We start from the raw sequence: 16756 nt of genomic DNA, 5'->3' as shown, positions 1-16756 counted from the left end.
GCACTCAGGGCAGACCTAGGGAGAGTTCGGTATGCGCACGAAGCGCGAACAGGTACAGGCGCAGCGGTTCATCGTCCGGCGCATCGTCTCGGCGATGATCAGCGGCGAGCCCGAGACCCTCGATCTGCCCATGCGCAGAGTCGGGATCGCGGCCTTCGCGGGGGTCCTGATCTTCGCGTTGGTCTTCGCCGGATTCTGGGTGGTGGGCCTGATCTTCCCCGGCGGCGCCAAGTCCTGGATGGTGGACGGCGCGATCATCGTCGAGGAGGAGACCGGCACCCGCTACATCTACGCCCAGGGCGAGCTGCACCCCGTGCAGAACTTCGCCTCGGCCCTGCTGATCGTCGGAAACGGCGATCGCAAGGTCCACAGCGTGCATCAGCAATCACTGAAAGGAACCCCGCGCGGGCGGACCCTGGGCATCCAGGACGCGCCCGACGCACTGCCCACAAAGGATCTGTTCATCTCCCTGCCCTGGCAGACGTGCAGCGCGCCGAACCCGGTCGACCCGACGGCCCGCGACTCGTACGTACTGGTCGGAGCGCCCTTGTCGCCGGCGACCGACCTGGCCGGACAGGGCCTGGTGCTGGCCAACGGCGACAACTTCTACCTCGTCCTCGGAGCCACGAAATACCTCATCGACGCCGCCGCCCTGCCGGCCCTCGGGACCGACAAGGAACAGGCGATCCGCGTCGACGACGTGCTGGTCAACGCGCTGCGCACCGGTCCCGACCTGGTCGTCGAGATCCCCCGAAAAGGCCGCGCCGGAAGGGATCTGGAAGGCGAGCGCTACAAGATCGGCGACGTGTTCACCAACAATGAGAAGTTCTACGTACTGGTGGGCGACGGTTTGGCGTCCATCGGGGAACTGTCGGCCGAACTGCTGGGAACAAAGAAGGTCGAGCTGGCGACCGCGACGGTGATCGCCAACCAGTCGGCCACCGTGATCGAACCGGCCGACTTCCCGCAGCTGCGGCCCGATGTCCGCGAAGGGCTCGACGGCCGCGACACCGCGGTGTGCAGCGTCTTCGACGACCAGGAGCTCACGATCGCCGTGCACACCCCCGTACCAGGCAATCTGTCCAGTCAGACGACCGTCGCGCCGGTCGGTGAGGGCGACGAGATCAACACCGCCGACCACGTGTGGCTGCCCGGTGGATACGGCGCCCTCGTCCGCGCCGAGGCGACTCCCGAGGCTCCCGGCGGCACCGTCTATCTGGTCACCGACCAGGGCTGGAAGTTCGGATTGACACCGGAGGCGATCACGGCTTTCGGCTACGAAAAGGTAACGCCGACTCCGATCCCATCGGGACTCCTCGCATTGCTACCTACGGGACCGGAACTTAGTCAGGCGGCCGCATTGACGCCTTCGGCGGGCACTGGAAATTGAGTCTTTCGCCATCCGTCTAATTTGCTCTATCCTGTGCGGACAACGCAGAATAGGCAGTGGAGGTAACTGATGGCGCCCCCGTCCGCCACCGACGGTCCCTTTGACGTCCATGTCGATCGGATCGTGGAATTCCAACCGACCTTCGGTCGACTAGACGCCCGGGTGAGCACCGCGCACAGCCAGGCATCCCCGGCCTCGGCGCAGGGGCTCGGCACATTCCCCCAGGCGCAGACGATCATCACGGAGCACACGAGGCTGCTGGCCCAGCTCCTGGCACGCTTGGCCGAGCTCAAGGCCGCGATCACGGCGGCCAACACCAAGACCACCAAGCTGATCGAGAACTATCGCAAGGCCGAACAGACCAACCGTTCGAGCATGGAGGACTTGATGGGTCCGCTGCTCGGAGTCATCTCCGCCGTGGTCCGGAAGGATTGATCCATGTACGGATTCGAACAGGCCTCGGCCATCTGGATGGCCGTACAGCCCGGAGTCCCGGCCGCCAGCGCGCAGTCGAACTGGATGGCCGCGGCCGCTGAGGCCAGGCAGCTCGCCGACGAGTTGCTCGCCAACCTCCAGACGCTGCTCAGCTACTGGCAGGGCCCGGCCGCGACCGAGTTCTCCAAGAGCATGCAGACCCTCGCCGGATTCGCCGGTGACCTGTCGGCCGACATGACCAACATGGCCACCGGTCTGTCGCAGATGGCCGCCGCGGCCGAGACCGCGCGCGCCAAGGCGATGGTCATCATCGCCACCCACCAGCACCCGAAGATGCGCGCCATCGGAGCGGCGAAGCTCAACGCGCTCATGGGATCGACCGGCGGCCAGTACAGCACCGCCAAGAGCAAGTACTGGCAGGAGCCGACGCAGCCTCCTGAGAAGCTGCCGCACAAGAACTCCAACAACGGCGAGACGACGCCCAAGGGCCTCGACAACGCCGGCAGCATCCCGTCGAAGCGGGACATGAAGGACGACTTCGACCTGCTCGACATCATCCCGGCGATCGCCGACGGCCTCGGGTTCACCGACACCAACGGCCCCGGCGGTAACGGAGGAGACCTCGACAACGGCGACTTCGATCCCGGCCCCCTCCCGGTCGGATCGCTGCCGCCCGACGACCCGTCCTACAACCCCGTGCCGATCCCCGACACGAACCTGGCCGAACCCGACCCCATCACCGGCGGCGTCGGCGGTGGCGGCGGAACCGGCCTGGCGGGCGCCACGCCCACCACCGCCATTCCCAGCACCGGCCTCGCCTCCACCGGCGGAGTCGGCATGGCACCCGTCGGCGGCGGAGCCGGACCCATGGCGGGAGTCATGGGAGCGGGCGGCTTCGCACCGCGAACCGGTGGAGCGGCCCCGAAGTCGGCGCCCGGCATGGGCGGCGGCAGCGGAGCCGGCGGCCTCTTCGGTCCGCCCATGATGGGCGGCGGAGCCGGACGCCGGGGTGAGGACGAGGAGAACGGCGTCCACACCTGGCTCACCGAGGACGAGATGGCCTGGGACGGCGAGGCCGCGCCCGGAGCGGTCACCGGACGGGACTAGCTCGTGCTGTGCTTGCTCGGTCGGAGGCTGTGTTTGCTGGGTCGGAGGCTGACGAAACCTCCTGACAGGCATGGGATCGGGCTGCGGCACCTCCTCCGGTGCCGGGTCCCCGAACTGGGGTTACGCCTGAACTGGCGGGTGCCCGGCGCGAAGCTGCCGGCCCCGGCCCAGGGTGACGCCTGAACTGGCGGATCCCCGATACGGCGTGACAGCTCGTCCTCTGCGGGGAGGCGAGTGAGATTCGGCGGGTCCCCGGGCTGATGCCCGGGGACCCGCTCTCCTACGCGTACACCTCGAACTCGTAGATCCGCGCCGCGCCGTCGGCCGTCTGCGTCGGCGTGACCACGCTCAACCGCACGTATCTCGCCGAGACCGGTGAGCTCAGCGCGTGTTCGCCGGCGGCGACGGTGTTCCCGCGTATCTGCGCGACCGTCGACCACGTGACACCGTCGGCCGAGACGAGCACGTCGTAGTCGCGGGTGTTCCAGGTCGCCGACTCGCCGCCGGCGCCGGCGTGCCGCACGGTCACCGAGCGGATCGAGCGCGACTGCTGCAGGTCGACCTGCAGCCAGCGGCTCGAACCGGTCGAGCACCACTTGTCGGTGGTTCCGCCGCCGACGCTTCCGTTGACGGCCTTGCCCGGTCCTTCGTCGGCGTTGCAGGACGAGTCGGCGGTCGCCGGCCTATTGAGGGCCACATTGGACGGTCCGCTGCCGCCGTACACCTCGAACTCGTAGATGCGGGCGGCGTTGTTGCCGTTGTTGGCCGGTGTGGTGACATCGAGCCGCACGTAACGGGCCGTGCGGGCCGAGACGGGATGGTAGGTCCTGCTCGACCGCTGCCCGGACACCGACGCGGCCTGCGTCCAGTTGGTCCCGTCGGTGCTGGTCTGGATGGCGAAGCTCCCGGTGTTCCAGCCGGTCGTCTCACCGCCGAGCCCGGCGTGCTTGACCACGAACGACGACACGCTCTGCGCCGAGCCGAGGTCCACCTGGAGCGACTTGGTCCCCGCCGCCGTCGAGCACCACTTGCTGTTGCCCGAGAGGCTTCCGTCGACGGCCTTCTCCGGGCCCTCGCCCGCACACGAGGCCGAGCCGGTCGCCGGCCTTCCGAGCGCGAGGTTGGTGCCCAGTTCGGGCGCCTGAGGCGGTTGGGCCGCGCCGTCGGTGAACGACGGCGGCACGTCGGCGGGGTTGGTCCCCCACGACGAGGCCGAGGAGCCCATCGCGTACGAGAGCGTGCCGCCGGCGGCGATGTCGGTGTAGCGCAGCCACGGCCGCTGCGTCGCCGAGCCGTTGAGCGAGAAGTTCTGCACGTACTGGTTGCCCTGCCCCGCCCCACTGGCGTTGATCTGGAGGTTGCCGCTCGGGCGCTGCACGAGGATCGAGGGGAACAACGGGCCGTGCAGCGCGAGGGTGTCGGCGCCGGGGGTCGGCGGGTACATGCCCAGCGCGCTCCAGACGTACCAGGCCGAGGTGGCACCGAGGTCGTCGTTGCCGGGGAGTCCGCCGGGTCCGGTGGTGAAGGACTCGTTCATGATGCGCCGGACCACCGACATCGTCCCTTGTGGACGGGCGGCGTAGTGGTAGGCCCAGGGCACGCCGTGCTCGGGTTCGTTGCCGATGTAGAAGTAGGGCCGCGACAGGCCGCCGTTGAGCTCGGTGAAGTGGTGGTCGAGGCGCTGCACGGCGGTCTGCCGTCCGCCCATCAGGTTGATCAGCCCGGAGAAGTCGTAGGTGACCATCCACGTGTACTGGGAGGCGTTGCCCTCGGTGTATCCGTTGTGGCTGGCCGGATCCAGCGGCCAGGGCCAGCTGCCGTCGGCGTTGCGGTCGTGGACGTAGCCCGACTCGGTGTTGAAGACGTTCATCCACCACTGGGCGCGGGTCATGTAGGTGTTGTACTTCGCGGTGTCGCCGAGACCGCGGGCGAACTGGGCGACGGCGAAGTCGGACGCGGAGTACTCCAGGGAGTCCGACGGGTCCTGGTGGATGAAGTGGCTTGCCGTGTAGGCGCCCTGGAGGCCGCGGATGGGGCTGCCCTGGATGGTCCCGCCGTTGGACGAGCGGTCCATGAGGGACAGAGCGGCGGCGGTGTCGAAACCGTTGACCCCGAAGGCGTGCGCGCTGGACACGACGATCGGGCCCGGGTCGCCGGTCATCACGAAGTGCTCGTTGTGGTTGTGCGACCACTTGGGTATCAGGCCGCCCTGCTGCCCGTCGAGGACCATCGACTTGACGATGTCGGTCATCTCGGCCGGCGCCAGGAAGGCCACCAGCGCCGCCCACGAGCGGTAGACGTCCCAGCCGGAGTAGTTCTGGTAGACGGTGTGGTTCGCGCTGTGGATCTGGTTGTCGAAGCCCCGGTACTGGCCGTTGACGTCGCTGGAGACGTTGGGGTTCTGCAGGACCCGGTAGAGCGCGGTGTAGAACTTCTGCAGGTCGGCGGACGCGCCGCCGGTGGCCTGCACCCGGTTGAGGATGTTGTTCCAGGCGGTGTCGGCGGCGGTCCGCACGGCCTGGAAGTCGTTGCCGGGGTTCTCCGCGGCGAGGTTGGCGCGGGCGCCGTCGAGGCTCACGAAGGAGATGGCGACCTTGGCCTGCACGGTCCGGTTGGACATGGTGTCGAAGGTCAGGTACCCGCCGGAGTTGACGCCGCTGGCCGAACCGGAGCCGGCGTTGACGGTCCCGCCGAGCCAGGTGCCCTGTCCGGTCGGGGCGCGGTCGAAGGTGATGGCATAGAAGATCTGGTAGGTCTTCGACGAGCCGCAGAAGCCGCCGCCGGTGAAGGTCCCGGTGATCTGGCCGCCGCTGATGTTGATCGAGCCGCTGCGGTTGCCGGTGGCGCTGCGGCTGGTGTTGACCAGGACGCGCGCGGTCGTCGAGGAGGGGTAGGTCAGCCGCATCATGCCGGTGCGGGTCGTCGCCGACAGCTCGACGGCCGTGCCGCCGTAGGTGTCGAGGACCGTGCGGTAGTAGCCGGGCGCGGCCTGCTCGTTGGCCTTGCTGACGGCCGAGGAGTAGCCGGTCCAGCCGGTACCGGGGGAGGTGCCGATGTTGCCGGTGATGGGCAGGATGCCGAGGTCCTCGTTGTTGCCGCAGCCGGCGCCGTTGAAGTGCGTGAGGCTGAACTCCTCGACGCGGTTGTCGCTGTACCGGTACCCCGACGGCGAGCCGGTCGGCGTGTCGGGGCCGAACTGCACCATGCCGAAGGGCAGGACCGGGCCGGGGTAGGTGCTGCCGCCGGCGCCGCCGGGGACGGGGTTGGGCGAGTTGCTGTCGTCGGTGCCGATGAAGGGGTTGACGTACTGGGTGAGGGCGAGGGCGCTGACCCCGGCGTCCTCGGCGAGTGCGGGCGGGGCGGTGAATAACGCGGCGGCTAAAGCGCCGGTGATGGCGGCGCCCAGGAGGGGGCGGGCTAAGCGCGACATGAGGGCTCCCGAAGGGTTGGGCGAGATCAGACAACGTTGTCTGTGTACGTGCGATCACGCTATTGCGCTCAAGAGGCACTGTCAAGAACCTGTGTAACTGCCGTTAGTTTGTTAGTCAGTTACACTGCTCCCATGGATCTGACCCCCCTCGTCCGGCGCTGGCTCGCCGGCTGGACCGCCGCCCGCGCCATCGCACCCGCCGTCGGGGTCCCCGGTGGCTTTCGCGTCACCCTCGCGCTGCCCGGAAGGCTGCACGAGTTCGTGGCCCCCGACCTCGACGGCATCGCACCCCTCGCCGCCGCCCTCCACACCGTCGAACCCTCTTGGCTCACCGCCTTCGCCACCGACGCCGAGCACACCGAGAAGGCCCTGCGCGAGGCCGGGCTGGAGTTCTTCACCGCCCCCGAGTCCTTCATGGCCGTCCGCCTCGCCGACCAGCCCGCCCGCCGCCCCTCCGACGGCTACACCCTCGCCACCGCCGCCGACGGCCCGCTCGTCCGCACGCGCGTCACCGCCCCCGACGGCACGCTCGCCGCCACCGGCCTCATGGCGGTCGCCGGAACCGACGCCGTCGCGCACGAGATCCACACCGAGGAGGCGCACCGGCGCCGCGGCCTCGGCGGCGTGGTCATGACGGCGCTCGCCGAGCGCGCGGCCGACCTCGGCGCGACCACCGGCCTGCTCATCGCGAGCGCGGCGGGGGAACGGCTCTACACCTCGCTGGGGTGGGACACCCTGGCGACGGTGATGACGGTGCGGGTGCCGATGGGGTGAGTCAGTCCTCACCGGCGGCGCCCCGCCCGCGCTTGCTCGGCCGCTCGGTCTTGTCGACCACCAGGGCCTGCACGGCGCCGCTGGTCATGCCGGCGAAGCCCGAGGTGGCGTACGAGCGGGGATAGGCGGCGGCGACCAGTATCAGGTGGTTGGCCACCAGCGTCTCCCGCTTGCGCACGTTCTTGACGCTGTGGATGTCGAGCAGGCCGAGGATGCGGGTGCGAAGCTCCTCCCGCGACTTGTTCCCTTTGCGTTCGTGCTTGAGCAGGACCGCGCGGTGGGCGCCCTCGGTGTCGCCGCCGGTGTCGACGGTGTCGAAGGCGACGCCGGGGAGCATGTTGACGTGCGCGAGCAAGGTGTTGACCGCCTCCTGCACCAGCAGCGGCTGAACGGGCACCGATGCCGCCGTCGCCTCCCGCGCGCGTTCGGCCATCACCGGTGCGAGCGGCCTCGTCGCGGTGCCCCCGAAGCCCGCCAGGCGGGTGGCCATGGCGTCGACGTCACGCCCGAGGACGGGCAGTTTCGCGACGGCCTCGGGGATCGTGCACCCGAGCAGTGCCGTGCGGATGATGTCCTTGTGCACCAGCCACGCGGTCGTGTGCGCGCCCATCCTGCCGGAGTCGAAGGGTGAGGGCGGGCGGCCCTCGGTGCCGACTTCGAGGATGCGGCCGTTCTTGCCGACGGTGAGCTGCGTGGCGCTGGGCGACCCGACCCCCTGCGCCTCGATGTCCTCGGCGGTGTCGGCCTCGCCGTCCTGCGGGTCGGTTTCCCGTTTGCGCTTCTTGCTCGGCGTCACGGCGACCGCGGCGGCGGGATCGAATTTCGCCGGTGCGTTGCGGCTGCGTCCGCCGCGGCCGCTGATCACCGGTTCGGTGACGGGTTCGCCCCCGTTGGCGCGCACGACCGCCTTCATGTGGTCGATGTCGCGCTGGACGGCCTGGCGGGGAGTGAGCTTCGGCTCGGGCTCCGCGCGCGACCCGGTTTCCTCCTCTTCCTCCTCGCCCTTCACCGGCTCCTTCCCTTTCGCCCTCTCCTCCGCGGCCTTCTCCCGTTCGCGGGCGAGGACGCGGGTGCGCTTGGAGGAGACGACGTCCTCGTAGCCGAGTGCGGCGAGCTTGGCGTACTCGGCGAGCAGCCTTTCGTTGTAGACCCTGACGTTCTCCTTCTTCCGCTCGTCCACGAGCGGCGCGACGACGGCCTGGAGCGCGACGACGGCCGCCGCCTCGCCGCCCCAAGCGCGCTTGACCGCGCCGGGATAGGCGGCCTCGATCGCGCGCACGTGCTGGATGAGGATCGGGTCGACCCGGTTGCCGAGGTCGGCGCCCGGGGCGACCTTCGCCGCGGTCTCCCTGGTCTCGGTGGCCAGGAGGGCGACCCCGCCGGTGTCGAGGAGCTTGGTGACGGCGTCCTGGAGGTCCTTCCGGGCGACGTGGGCGTGGCCGGCGAGCACGCGAGCCGGGCCCGACTCGCCCTTACCGCGCCCGGCGAGGCCGGGGCTGATCTCGCGGATGTTGAGAGTCGTCAGCGGGATCAGCTCGCGGTACTCCAGGTAAGCCGTGACCAGGCTCTGGAGGAGGGTCATGGACCGCGCGTTCTTGTCGCCGACCTTGTTGAGCTTCGCGGCGAGGGCGTCCATCGTGTCCTTCGCCGCGTCGAGGCGGTCGCCGTGCCCGCCACCGGCGGTGTCGCGGGCCAAGTGCGCCGAGCGGGCGAGGCCGGGGAGGTTGGCGAGCTGGAGGACGAGAGCGTTCATGCCGGCCAGCGCGCCGGCGACGGACTTGCCGACGATCGCGTTGCGGACGGCGGTGACCTGCACGATGTAGGCGGTCGTGTGGTCGCCCATGGTGCCCTTGTAGGGCGAGTCGGGTCGTCCGCGGATGGTGAGGCCGCCGATGGTGGCGCCGTCGGCATCGACACCGAGCTGCGCGGCGACGCGCTGGATCTTGGGCGGAGCGGCGGCCGGGGCGAGCAGGGCTCCGACGGCGGCGTTTCCCGCCGCGCGCTGGAGTCCGATCAGTCCCGCCGCGCCCAGCGGCCCGCGCGCCGCGGGTGCCCTGCGCCGGGTGGGCACCACCGTCCGCTCGGTTGACGCCGGTGTGCGTGCAGGTTCCCGCATCCCGAATCCCTCTCACCGTCCTCTGTAGGCACTGTGACCGAAAGGGCGCATCGCCGCAAGATGCATCTAGGGTCGATATGCGGACACGACCGCCTACTACCGGGCGCGTGAGCGGTACGCGGCCACCTTCGTGCGGTTCTGGCAGGCCGTCGAGCAGAAGCGGCGGTTCTGCGACTTCGTCGCGTCGAGGAACACCAGCTCGCAGCGCTCCGCCTCGCACCTGCGCAGGCGGGACAGGCCGTCGCCGCCGGCGAGCATGGCCACGGCGGTGGTGAGATCGGCGAGCCAGCGCTCGGCCCCGGTACGGGAGGGGTCGCCGAAGTAGAGGTGCCACGGTTCGTCGCCGTACTGCACGAGCCACGGTTCGGCGCGGGACGCCCGCAACAGGCCGTTGACGACCTCGGCGGCGTGTGCGTGTTCGCCGTCGACGAGCGCGGCGAGGGCTTCGTAGAGGCGCTCGGCGCCGTCGGTGAGACGCGCGAGCGAGGCGTCGTCGACGCGTGGGGCGAGGCTGGTGACCAGCCGCAGGGCGGCCTCGACGGCCTCGCGCTGCTCCGCGGTGTCCAGGCGCGGGGTGGGGCGGCCCCTGGTGTGCTCGGGACCGAAGGCGTCCGCCAGCGCCACGGCCGCATCGAGCGCCGCCTCCAAGTGGCCGGTCACGTCCACTCAGGTCTCCGCGAGCAGTTCGGTGAGCAGGCGGGCGTGTGCCTCGTCGGTCCCGTTGAACCAGGTGCAGGCGATGTCGACGGCGACGACCTGGCCGGTGGCGAGCACGGCCCGGGCGGCGGCGATGACGTCGGCGGCGGCAGGCCCGCAGCCGACGGGGTAGCGGAGGGAGGGGACCTCGGCGGAGTCGATGACGTCGAGGTCGATGTGCAGCACGAGCGGTCCGGGAGGGAGTTTGCTCGCGGTGTCGGCGACCTCGCTGCGTCCGACGGCGGCGGTCGCCAGGTACTCGGCCTCGGGCGGGTCGAGGTCGCGGGCGCCGACGAGCAGGGCGCGCTCCTCGGTGATGGGGCGCAGGCCGAGGCGGTCGGCGATGAGGTCGGGCCGGTAGCCGAGGATGATCCGCAGCGGCATCCCGCCGGGGTATCCGGAGTGGCTGGTCTCGACGGTCTGGACGTCGCCGTGGGCGTCGAACCACACGATGGCGGGGTCGAGGCCTGCGCGCTGGAGGCCGGTCATGACGGCGAGGGACGTCGAGCAGTCGCCGGAGACGATGACGGGCCGCTCGTGGGCGACGGCCGCGACCGCTTCGGCGGTGGGGACGGCGACGTCGGCGAGCCTCGACCACACGTCGCCTTCGCCGAGTTCGGGCGCGACCACGATCGGCTCGGTCCCGTCGGGGAGGGAAACCCGCAGGTCGGGGAGGTGTTCGTCGAGGTGGTACGGAACGAGGACGGTCGGCATGCGACGACGCTACCGCGCCTCGCGCGCCGCCCCCGCCGAACCCGGCGGGGGCGGTGCGTGACTCAGCCGGTGATCACCTCGTCGGCGGCGAGCGCGGTCGTGCGCCGGGTGACGAGTTCCCGCAACTGCTGCGCCTGTTCGGCGACGGCGGTGGTGCCGTCGCCCGAGCTCGGCGCGGTCGCCGAGGTCAGCGCGGTGCTCGTGGTGATGCGGTCGAGTGCGGCGAGCGCTCCGCCGTCGGCGTAGAAGGCGGTGTAGAGCTCGCGGTAGGCGTTCTCGTAGGCGGGGTGGAAGGCCTCGGCGGCGAGGAAGCGCTCTTTGAGGGCGTTGCCCGCGCTCATGCCGCCGCCTTCGGGAGGGGCACCGTCGGGTGTCGTGCCGCCGCCGGGGAAGCCGCCTCCGGGAGCGCCCGGCGGCGCGGCCCCCTCCGGGAGACCTTCCGGCATCCCCTCCCCGCCGGGCGTGGGCGCCGCCCCGTCACCACCCGGGAAACCCTCGCCGCCGCCCATGGCGCCCTCGTCGTAGGGACCCTGCTCGGCCGAGCCGCTGAACGCGAGGTTCATGTCCCAGGTGACCACCGACAGCTTCCCCGTGCCCTCGTCGTACCAGAGGTACAGGTTCTTGCCGGGCCCCGCCATGTCGTCGAAGTTGAGCAGCAGGTTCTGCGCGGCCACGTAGGACGCGAGGCCGTCCACGTCGACCCGGTCGCCGAGTTCGGCGGCGAAGCCGGCGTCGTCGGCGGCGTCCAGCCATTTCAGGAAGGCGATGACCGGCGCGAGGTCGCGGTCGCCGACGAGGTTGACCTGCTTGAAGTCGTCGGCGTACTCGGTGGGGTCGTCGCCCTGGTAGGTGAAGGAGCCGCCGGCGAGCTGCTTGTAGAGGACGCCGTCGCCGAGGTCCTCGGCGAAGGGCACGTCCATGTGCTCGATGAGCAGCCTCCCGACCGGCGCGCTGCCGTTGACGCTCAGCGACGTGTAGGTGTAGTCCTGCGCGGGCTGCCCGGAGGCGGCCAGCAGGTCGACCGCCAGGGCCTCGTTCAGCACCCCCGGCCCCCCGCCCATGCCGGCGACGCGCAGCACGAACTGGTCGTGGCCCTGGTAGGCGCGGCCGTCGGCGTACTTGTCCATGTCGAGCAGCCACGGCAGGTTCGCCGGGTCCTCAGTGGACAGTCCGGCGCGTCCCCGGCGCCCCTCGGTCGCGGTCTCGACGCCGGGCCGGGTGAGGCCCTGGAGCGTCGAGTTCCCCTTCAGCCGGATCCCGACGTCTTCGAGGAGGGTCCCGTCGACGACGAGGTCGGCCTTCATCCAGTCCTTCTCGCCGTCCTCGAAGTAGGAGTCGAGCAGCCTCTCGTAGTCGCCGGCGTCGTAGCTGAGCGCCAGTTCGTGGGAAACGCCCAGGTCGAAGAGGGAAACGGTGCCCTCGACGTCCTCGGTGACGGTGTACCCCTCGGAGGCCTCGCTGGTGACGACGGCCGCGACCCGGACCGTGCTCAGCACGACCCCGCACAGCGCGGCGAACACCGCGCAACCCAGCAGCAGCCGCCAGGACTGGCGCACGCGGACCGGCACCCGCCGGATCAGTCGGCGCCGCATCACAGGTCCGTCTGGTCGTATCCGGTCAGGATCGTCACGCGCTGACCGGAGGTCTTCTCGCGCAACGCGGCCAGCAGCTCGCCCGGCTCGCGGCCGCGCTTGAGGCGCACGGTGTAGAGCATCTCGGTGAGCGTCCCTCCCCGTACCGACTCCATGCTGACCAGCTCGAACTCGGTGGTGTGCGCGACGAGCACGTCCTGGACGTCGCCGGCGCGGTCCTCGCCGGGTGGGATCTGAACCTTGACGACCTGGCGCTGCACGTTGAGGTGGAACCAGTTGAAGCGGTGCATCACGTAGACCACCAGGCAGATCGCGACGGTCGCGATCGCGGCCAGCGAGTAGAAGCGCGTGCCGCAGGCCATGCCGATGCCCATCACCAGGAAGATGAACCCGACGTCGCGGGTCTCCTTGATGGCGTTGCGGAAGCGCACCACCGACAGCGCGCCGACCAGTGCGAACGCGCGGGCGATGTTCGAGCCGACGACCAGCATGATCAGCGAGACGAGCATCCCGAGGACGACCAGCGTCTGCACGTAGGACTGGCTGTAGGAGACGTGCCGGTGGGTCGCTCGGTAGACCCAGCCGATGACGAGGCTGAGCACGAAGGCGAGCGACAGGGCGGCGGCGATGTCGCCGACGCTGAAGGTGCCCGACAGGTCGGAAAGGTTGAACTGGTCCACGGTCTAGAGCTCCTGATCAGCGGTCTCGGGCACGTGGAAGAGCGAGCGCGGCGCGCGCCCGAAACTCTCCACGCATTGGCAGTACTTGGAGACGCGCACGACCGACAGGCCGTGGCGCGCGGTGAGGTCGGTGAGCCAGTAGGGGACACGGTCGTCGGCCTTGACCTCGAGGATCGTCATCGAGGCGGGGACGATGAGCCGGTTCTCGGCCTCGGCGGCGAGGTGGAAGTCGCGGTCGCGGCCCCGCACGCGGTGGTCCATGGTGACGCGCAGGCCGAGGTCGGCGCCGGTGCCGAGGTAGGCCTCGCGCTGGTAGCCGGTCATCGCGACGGGCCGCAGGTCGAGCCCGGCGACCAGGCCGAGGACCTCGTCGACGAATCCCGCGCCGCCGTCGCCGGCGTCGACCCGCCGCCTGCCGTCGCACAGTTCGCGCGCGGCGGCGTACGGCAGGCGGATGCGGCGCTTCTGGGTGACGCGGTTGACCCGCTGCTTGACCTCGACGTAGACCGGTGAGTCCGCGCCGACGGTCGAGCGGTCGCCGTAGTGGCGCACGCGCAGCTTGCGGCGGAAGCGAAGTCCCTCGATCTTCTCCCAGTAGAAGCGCAGGGCGGCGGTGTCGTAGTAGGTGCTCCAGACGCCGTACCCGCCCTCGCCGCTGTTCGGGTCGGGCGTGAGGCGGGCGGCGAGCTCCTCGCGGAGCGCGACGGCCGCCGAAGAGCCGATCAGGTACTTGATCTCGTAGCGGTTGAACGCGTGCAGCGCGCTCGGCGCGCGCAGGCTGCTGTCGGCCGGCGACATGGGTATGGGCTCCTCTGCTCGGTAGAGAGCAGACAAGCCCGGCAGGCACGAAGGAACGTCAAAGGAAGCTCAAAGCCGCCTTTGAACACGAGTCGACGGGCGGGTGTACGGGAGGAGGCGTCCGACCTCAGCGAGGCTTCGGCCGGACGCTGATCATCGCCGGGGGCGACGGGTGTTCGGCCGCTTCGAGTTCGGCGCGCTCCTTGTCGCCGATGGCGCCGAGCCGGTGCAGCAGCGCGATGGAGTCGCCCCAGTGTGCGCGGGCGGAGTCGCGGTCGCCGAGGGCGAAGCACGCTTCGGCCAGTCCCCACCGGTAGTCGGCGGCGACGACGGCGTCGTGCTGCCCGGCCTCGCGGTTCTTGGCGATGGCGTGGGTGAAGCGCTCGGCGGCCTCGCCGTAGCGGGCGGTGGCCAGGAAGATCGCGCCGATGGCCGCCGACGTGATCGCCTCGCCGTGCGGGCTGTTGAGGCCGGCGATCAGCACGGCGGCGCGCTCCTGCGCGGCGAGCGCCGCGTCCAGGTCGCCGATCTTGAAGTGCAGGAAACCGGCCTCGACGTGAGTGGCGGCCTCGGCCTGCACCAGCCCGTGCTCACGAGCCAGCTCGATGGACCTGCCGAAGGCCTCAAGGGCCTCGGTGAACCGCCCCGCCCGACGGTAGGCCGCGCCGGTGATCCCCCAGACGCTCGCCTCACCGCTGCGGTCGGGCATCAGCCGGACCGCCGACCGCGCGTGTCCAAGGTGGAGCAGCGCCTCGTCGACCTGGCCGAGCGACAGCAGGACCTCGGCGGTGTCGCGGCGGGCGAACAGCCGGTGCTCGGGACCGCCCGCCAGGTCGGCGATGGCGACGGCGTTGCGGCCGACGTCGAGCATCTCGCGCCAGGACTTGGAGTACTGCAACGGGAGCTTGAGCAGGACCGAGAGGGTCACCGCGCCGATCGCCTCCTCGCCGGGCAGCCGGACCGCCTGACGGACGACGGCGCGCAGATTGTCCAGCTCGCCCCGGATCCAGGTCAGCGCCGCCGCTCGGTCGGCGAAGCGGTGCGCGCCACCGCGTTCGGCCGCCGACTTCTCCCAGCCCAGGCGATAGGAGGCGGAGGGCTCGAACACGCCGAGGGCGTCACGAGCGGTTCCCACGTAGTACTCAAGGACGCGCCCGAAGGCCCGCGCGCCGCCGGCGGCCGTCACCGCTTCGGCGGCCAGTTCCTTGGAATAGAGGCGGATCAGGTCATGCAGCCGGTACCGCTCGGGCTGGTGGTCCTCGATGAGCTGGGCGTCGATGAGCCGGTCGAGTAACGCGTCGGCGGCAGGCATCGGCACGTCGGCGAGCGCGGCGGCCACCGGGACGGTCAGGTCGGGGGTGTCGAGCAGCCCCAGGAGGCGGAACAGCCGCGCGGCCGGGCCGCCGTCGACCTCGTCGGCGAGGTCGCGGTGGCTGACGGCGAGGCTGGCCCGGACGGCGCGGTCGTCGACGCTGAGCTCACCGAGCCGCGCGTCCTCGGCGGCCAGCCGGCTCGCGAGACCGCTGAGCGGGGCGCGCGGCCGGGCCCGGAGGCGGGCGGCGGCCACGCACAGGGCCAGCGGCAGTCCGTCGCAGTAGCGGGCGATCTCGCGCGCGGCCGCCGGTTCGGCGTCCACTCTGGACTCTCCGACGAGGCGGGCGAGGACGGCGACCGCGTCGGTCTCGCCGAGCACGCCGAGCCGGTGCAGCCCCGCTTCGTCCAGAGTGGACAGGATGCGGCGGCCGGTGATGATCACCGCGCAGGTGCCGCCGCCGGGCAGGAGCGGGCGGACCTGGGCGGCGTCGCGGGCGTCGTCGATCACGATGAGCAGGCGCCGCCCGGCGGTCGCCGAGCGGAAGCGCCCGGCCAGTTCCTCCACGTCGAGGGCGGTGGGCGGCGCCTCGCCGTTGAGGGAGCGCAGGAAGCGGCCGAGGGCCTCCTCGGGCGCGAGCGTCTTCACGTCGGGAGTGGTGCCGTGCAGGTTGACGTAGAGCTGCCCGTCGGGGAAGCGGCCGGCCAGGAGGTGGGCGACGTGCAGGGCGAGCGCGGACTTCCCGATGCCGCCGGGCCCGGCGATCGCGCACACTCCCCCGGGTCCGTCGAGGGCGGCCAGGAGGTGCCCGACGTCCTCGTCGCGGCCGGTGAGGACGCGGGGCGCCGAGGGCAGTTCGGCGGGTCCGGACGTCGCCGGGACGCGTTGCGGCGTCTCGGATGCGGCCTTTCCGGCCAGGACGGTCTGCTCCATGGCGCGCAGTTCGGGTCCGGGTTCGAGGCCGAGTTCGCTGACGAGCAGGCGCCGGGTCTCGCGGTAGACCTCCAGGGCGTCGGCGCGCCGGCCGCAGCGGTAGAGGGCCAGCATCAGCTGGGCGCGGAAGCCCTCGTCGAGAGGGTGCCGGGCGGCCAGGGCGGTCAGTTCGGGGACGAGCGCGTCGTGGCGGCCGAGTTCGAGGTCGGCGGCGATCCGGTGGGCGAGGGCGTCTTGGCGCAGTCCGTTGAGGCGCGCGGCTTCCCCGTCGCCGGCGGCGTTCTCGCCGACGTCGGCGTAGGCGTCGCCGCGCCACAGCGCGAGGGCCTCGCCGAGCAGCTCGCCGGCGGCCTTGGGGTCGCCGTTGCGCCCGGCCTCCAGGCCGCGGTTGCGCAGGTCCTCGAAGCGGGCGGCGTCGATCTCGCCGGCGCCCGCGGCCAGGACGTATCCGTTGCCCTGCCAGGTGAGGCGGTCGGGGCTGTCCAGGAGGTCGCGGACTTGGCCGATGTGCCAGGTGAGGGCCTTGCGGGGGGAGGCCGGCGGGTGCGCTCCCCAGACGGCCTCGATGAGGGCGCCGGCGGGGACGACGTGCCCGGCGCGACTGATCAGCACCGCCAGCAGCGCCCGCTGCTTGGGACCGTCGATGTGGGCGGCGGTGTCGGCGACCCTGACCCGCAGCGGTCCTAAAACCTCGAAGTTCATCTCACCCCAGGGACGCGCGGACGTGGACTGGTCCACTATGCCCGGCCCTCCTGAATCTCTCCAGAGGGACCGGGTCC

12 protein-coding genes are annotated in these 16756 nt (G+C 71.1%); 4 read left to right on the top strand and 8 right to left on the bottom strand.

Translation table 11 applies throughout. The annotated features are described in order from the left end of the window. Positions 1-31 precede the first annotated feature (31 nt). From eccB to AB0I28_RS21655, 3 genes are all read left to right on the top strand, one after another. Positions 32-1390: a type VII secretion protein EccB gene (eccB, locus tag AB0I28_RS21665; RefSeq protein WP_357495893.1), complete on the top strand. Its 1359-nt coding sequence runs from the start codon at positions 32-34 to the stop codon at positions 1388-1390. Positions 1391-1459: 69 nt separating this feature from the next. Further along, positions 1460-1825 carry a hypothetical protein gene (locus AB0I28_RS21660; protein ID WP_357495891.1) on the top strand — a complete coding sequence of 122 codons (366 nt, stop codon included), beginning with the start codon at positions 1460-1462 and terminating at the stop codon, positions 1823-1825. A 3-nt stretch (positions 1826-1828) separates the two neighbouring features. Beyond that, complete coding sequence (locus AB0I28_RS21655; RefSeq protein ID WP_357495889.1) at positions 1829-2932, top strand: hypothetical protein; 1104 nt, start codon at positions 1829-1831, stop codon at positions 2930-2932. 280 nt (positions 2933-3212) lie between these two features. Here AB0I28_RS21655 and AB0I28_RS21650 read toward each other — a convergent pair whose 3' ends face one another. Continuing rightward, a complete protein-coding gene (locus AB0I28_RS21650; protein ID WP_357495887.1) occupies positions 3213-6362 on the bottom strand; it encodes a GH92 family glycosyl hydrolase in 3150 nt (1049 codons plus the stop codon). Positions 6363-6494: 132 nt separating this feature from the next. Between AB0I28_RS21650 and AB0I28_RS21645 the strand changes: the two genes are divergently transcribed. Further along, positions 6495-7136, top strand: a complete 642-nt coding sequence (locus AB0I28_RS21645) for a GNAT family N-acetyltransferase (RefSeq protein ID WP_357495885.1) — start codon at positions 6495-6497, stop codon at positions 7134-7136. 1 nt (position 7137) lies between these two features. On the opposite strand, the gene AB0I28_RS21640 is transcribed toward AB0I28_RS21645, so the two are convergent. From AB0I28_RS21640 to AB0I28_RS21610, 7 genes are all read right to left on the bottom strand, one after another. Beyond that, positions 7138-9252, bottom strand: coding sequence for a hypothetical protein (locus AB0I28_RS21640; protein WP_357495883.1), 2115 nt, complete (start codon positions 9250-9252; stop codon positions 7138-7140). Between the two features lie 96 nt (positions 9253-9348). Next, positions 9349-9918 (bottom strand): CGNR zinc finger domain-containing protein, encoded by a 570-nt coding sequence (locus AB0I28_RS21635; protein ID WP_357495881.1) that lies wholly within the window; start codon positions 9916-9918, stop codon positions 9349-9351. After that, positions 9919-10662, bottom strand: coding sequence for an arginase family protein (locus AB0I28_RS21630; protein ID WP_357495879.1), 744 nt, complete (start codon positions 10660-10662; stop codon positions 9919-9921). A 62-nt stretch (positions 10663-10724) separates the two neighbouring features. Continuing rightward, entirely contained in the window at positions 10725-12254 is a 1530-nt protein-coding gene (locus AB0I28_RS21625) for a CotH kinase family protein (RefSeq protein ID WP_357495877.1), read from the bottom strand. Further along, positions 12254-12934 carry a DUF4956 domain-containing protein gene (locus AB0I28_RS21620; RefSeq protein ID WP_357495875.1) on the bottom strand — a complete coding sequence of 227 codons (681 nt, stop codon included), beginning with the start codon at positions 12932-12934 and terminating at the stop codon, positions 12254-12256. Before AB0I28_RS21620 ends, AB0I28_RS21625 begins: the two co-directional genes overlap by 1 nt. A gap of 3 nt (positions 12935-12937) precedes the next feature. After that, positions 12938-13732, bottom strand: coding sequence for a polyphosphate polymerase domain-containing protein (locus tag AB0I28_RS21615; RefSeq protein WP_357495873.1), 795 nt, complete (start codon positions 13730-13732; stop codon positions 12938-12940). Positions 13733-13859: 127 nt separating this feature from the next. Beyond that, positions 13860-16715, bottom strand: coding sequence for a BTAD domain-containing putative transcriptional regulator (locus AB0I28_RS21610; protein ID WP_357495871.1), 2856 nt, complete (start codon positions 16713-16715; stop codon positions 13860-13862). Positions 16716-16756: the final 41 nt, after the last annotated feature.

It is taken from the genome of Phytomonospora sp. NPDC050363 (assembly GCF_040655735.1).
Lineage (GTDB): Bacteria > Actinomycetota > Actinomycetes > Mycobacteriales > Micromonosporaceae > Phytomonospora.
The sequence above is the reverse complement of the archived record's forward strand: the minus strand, read 5'-3'. Positions and strand labels throughout refer to the sequence as shown.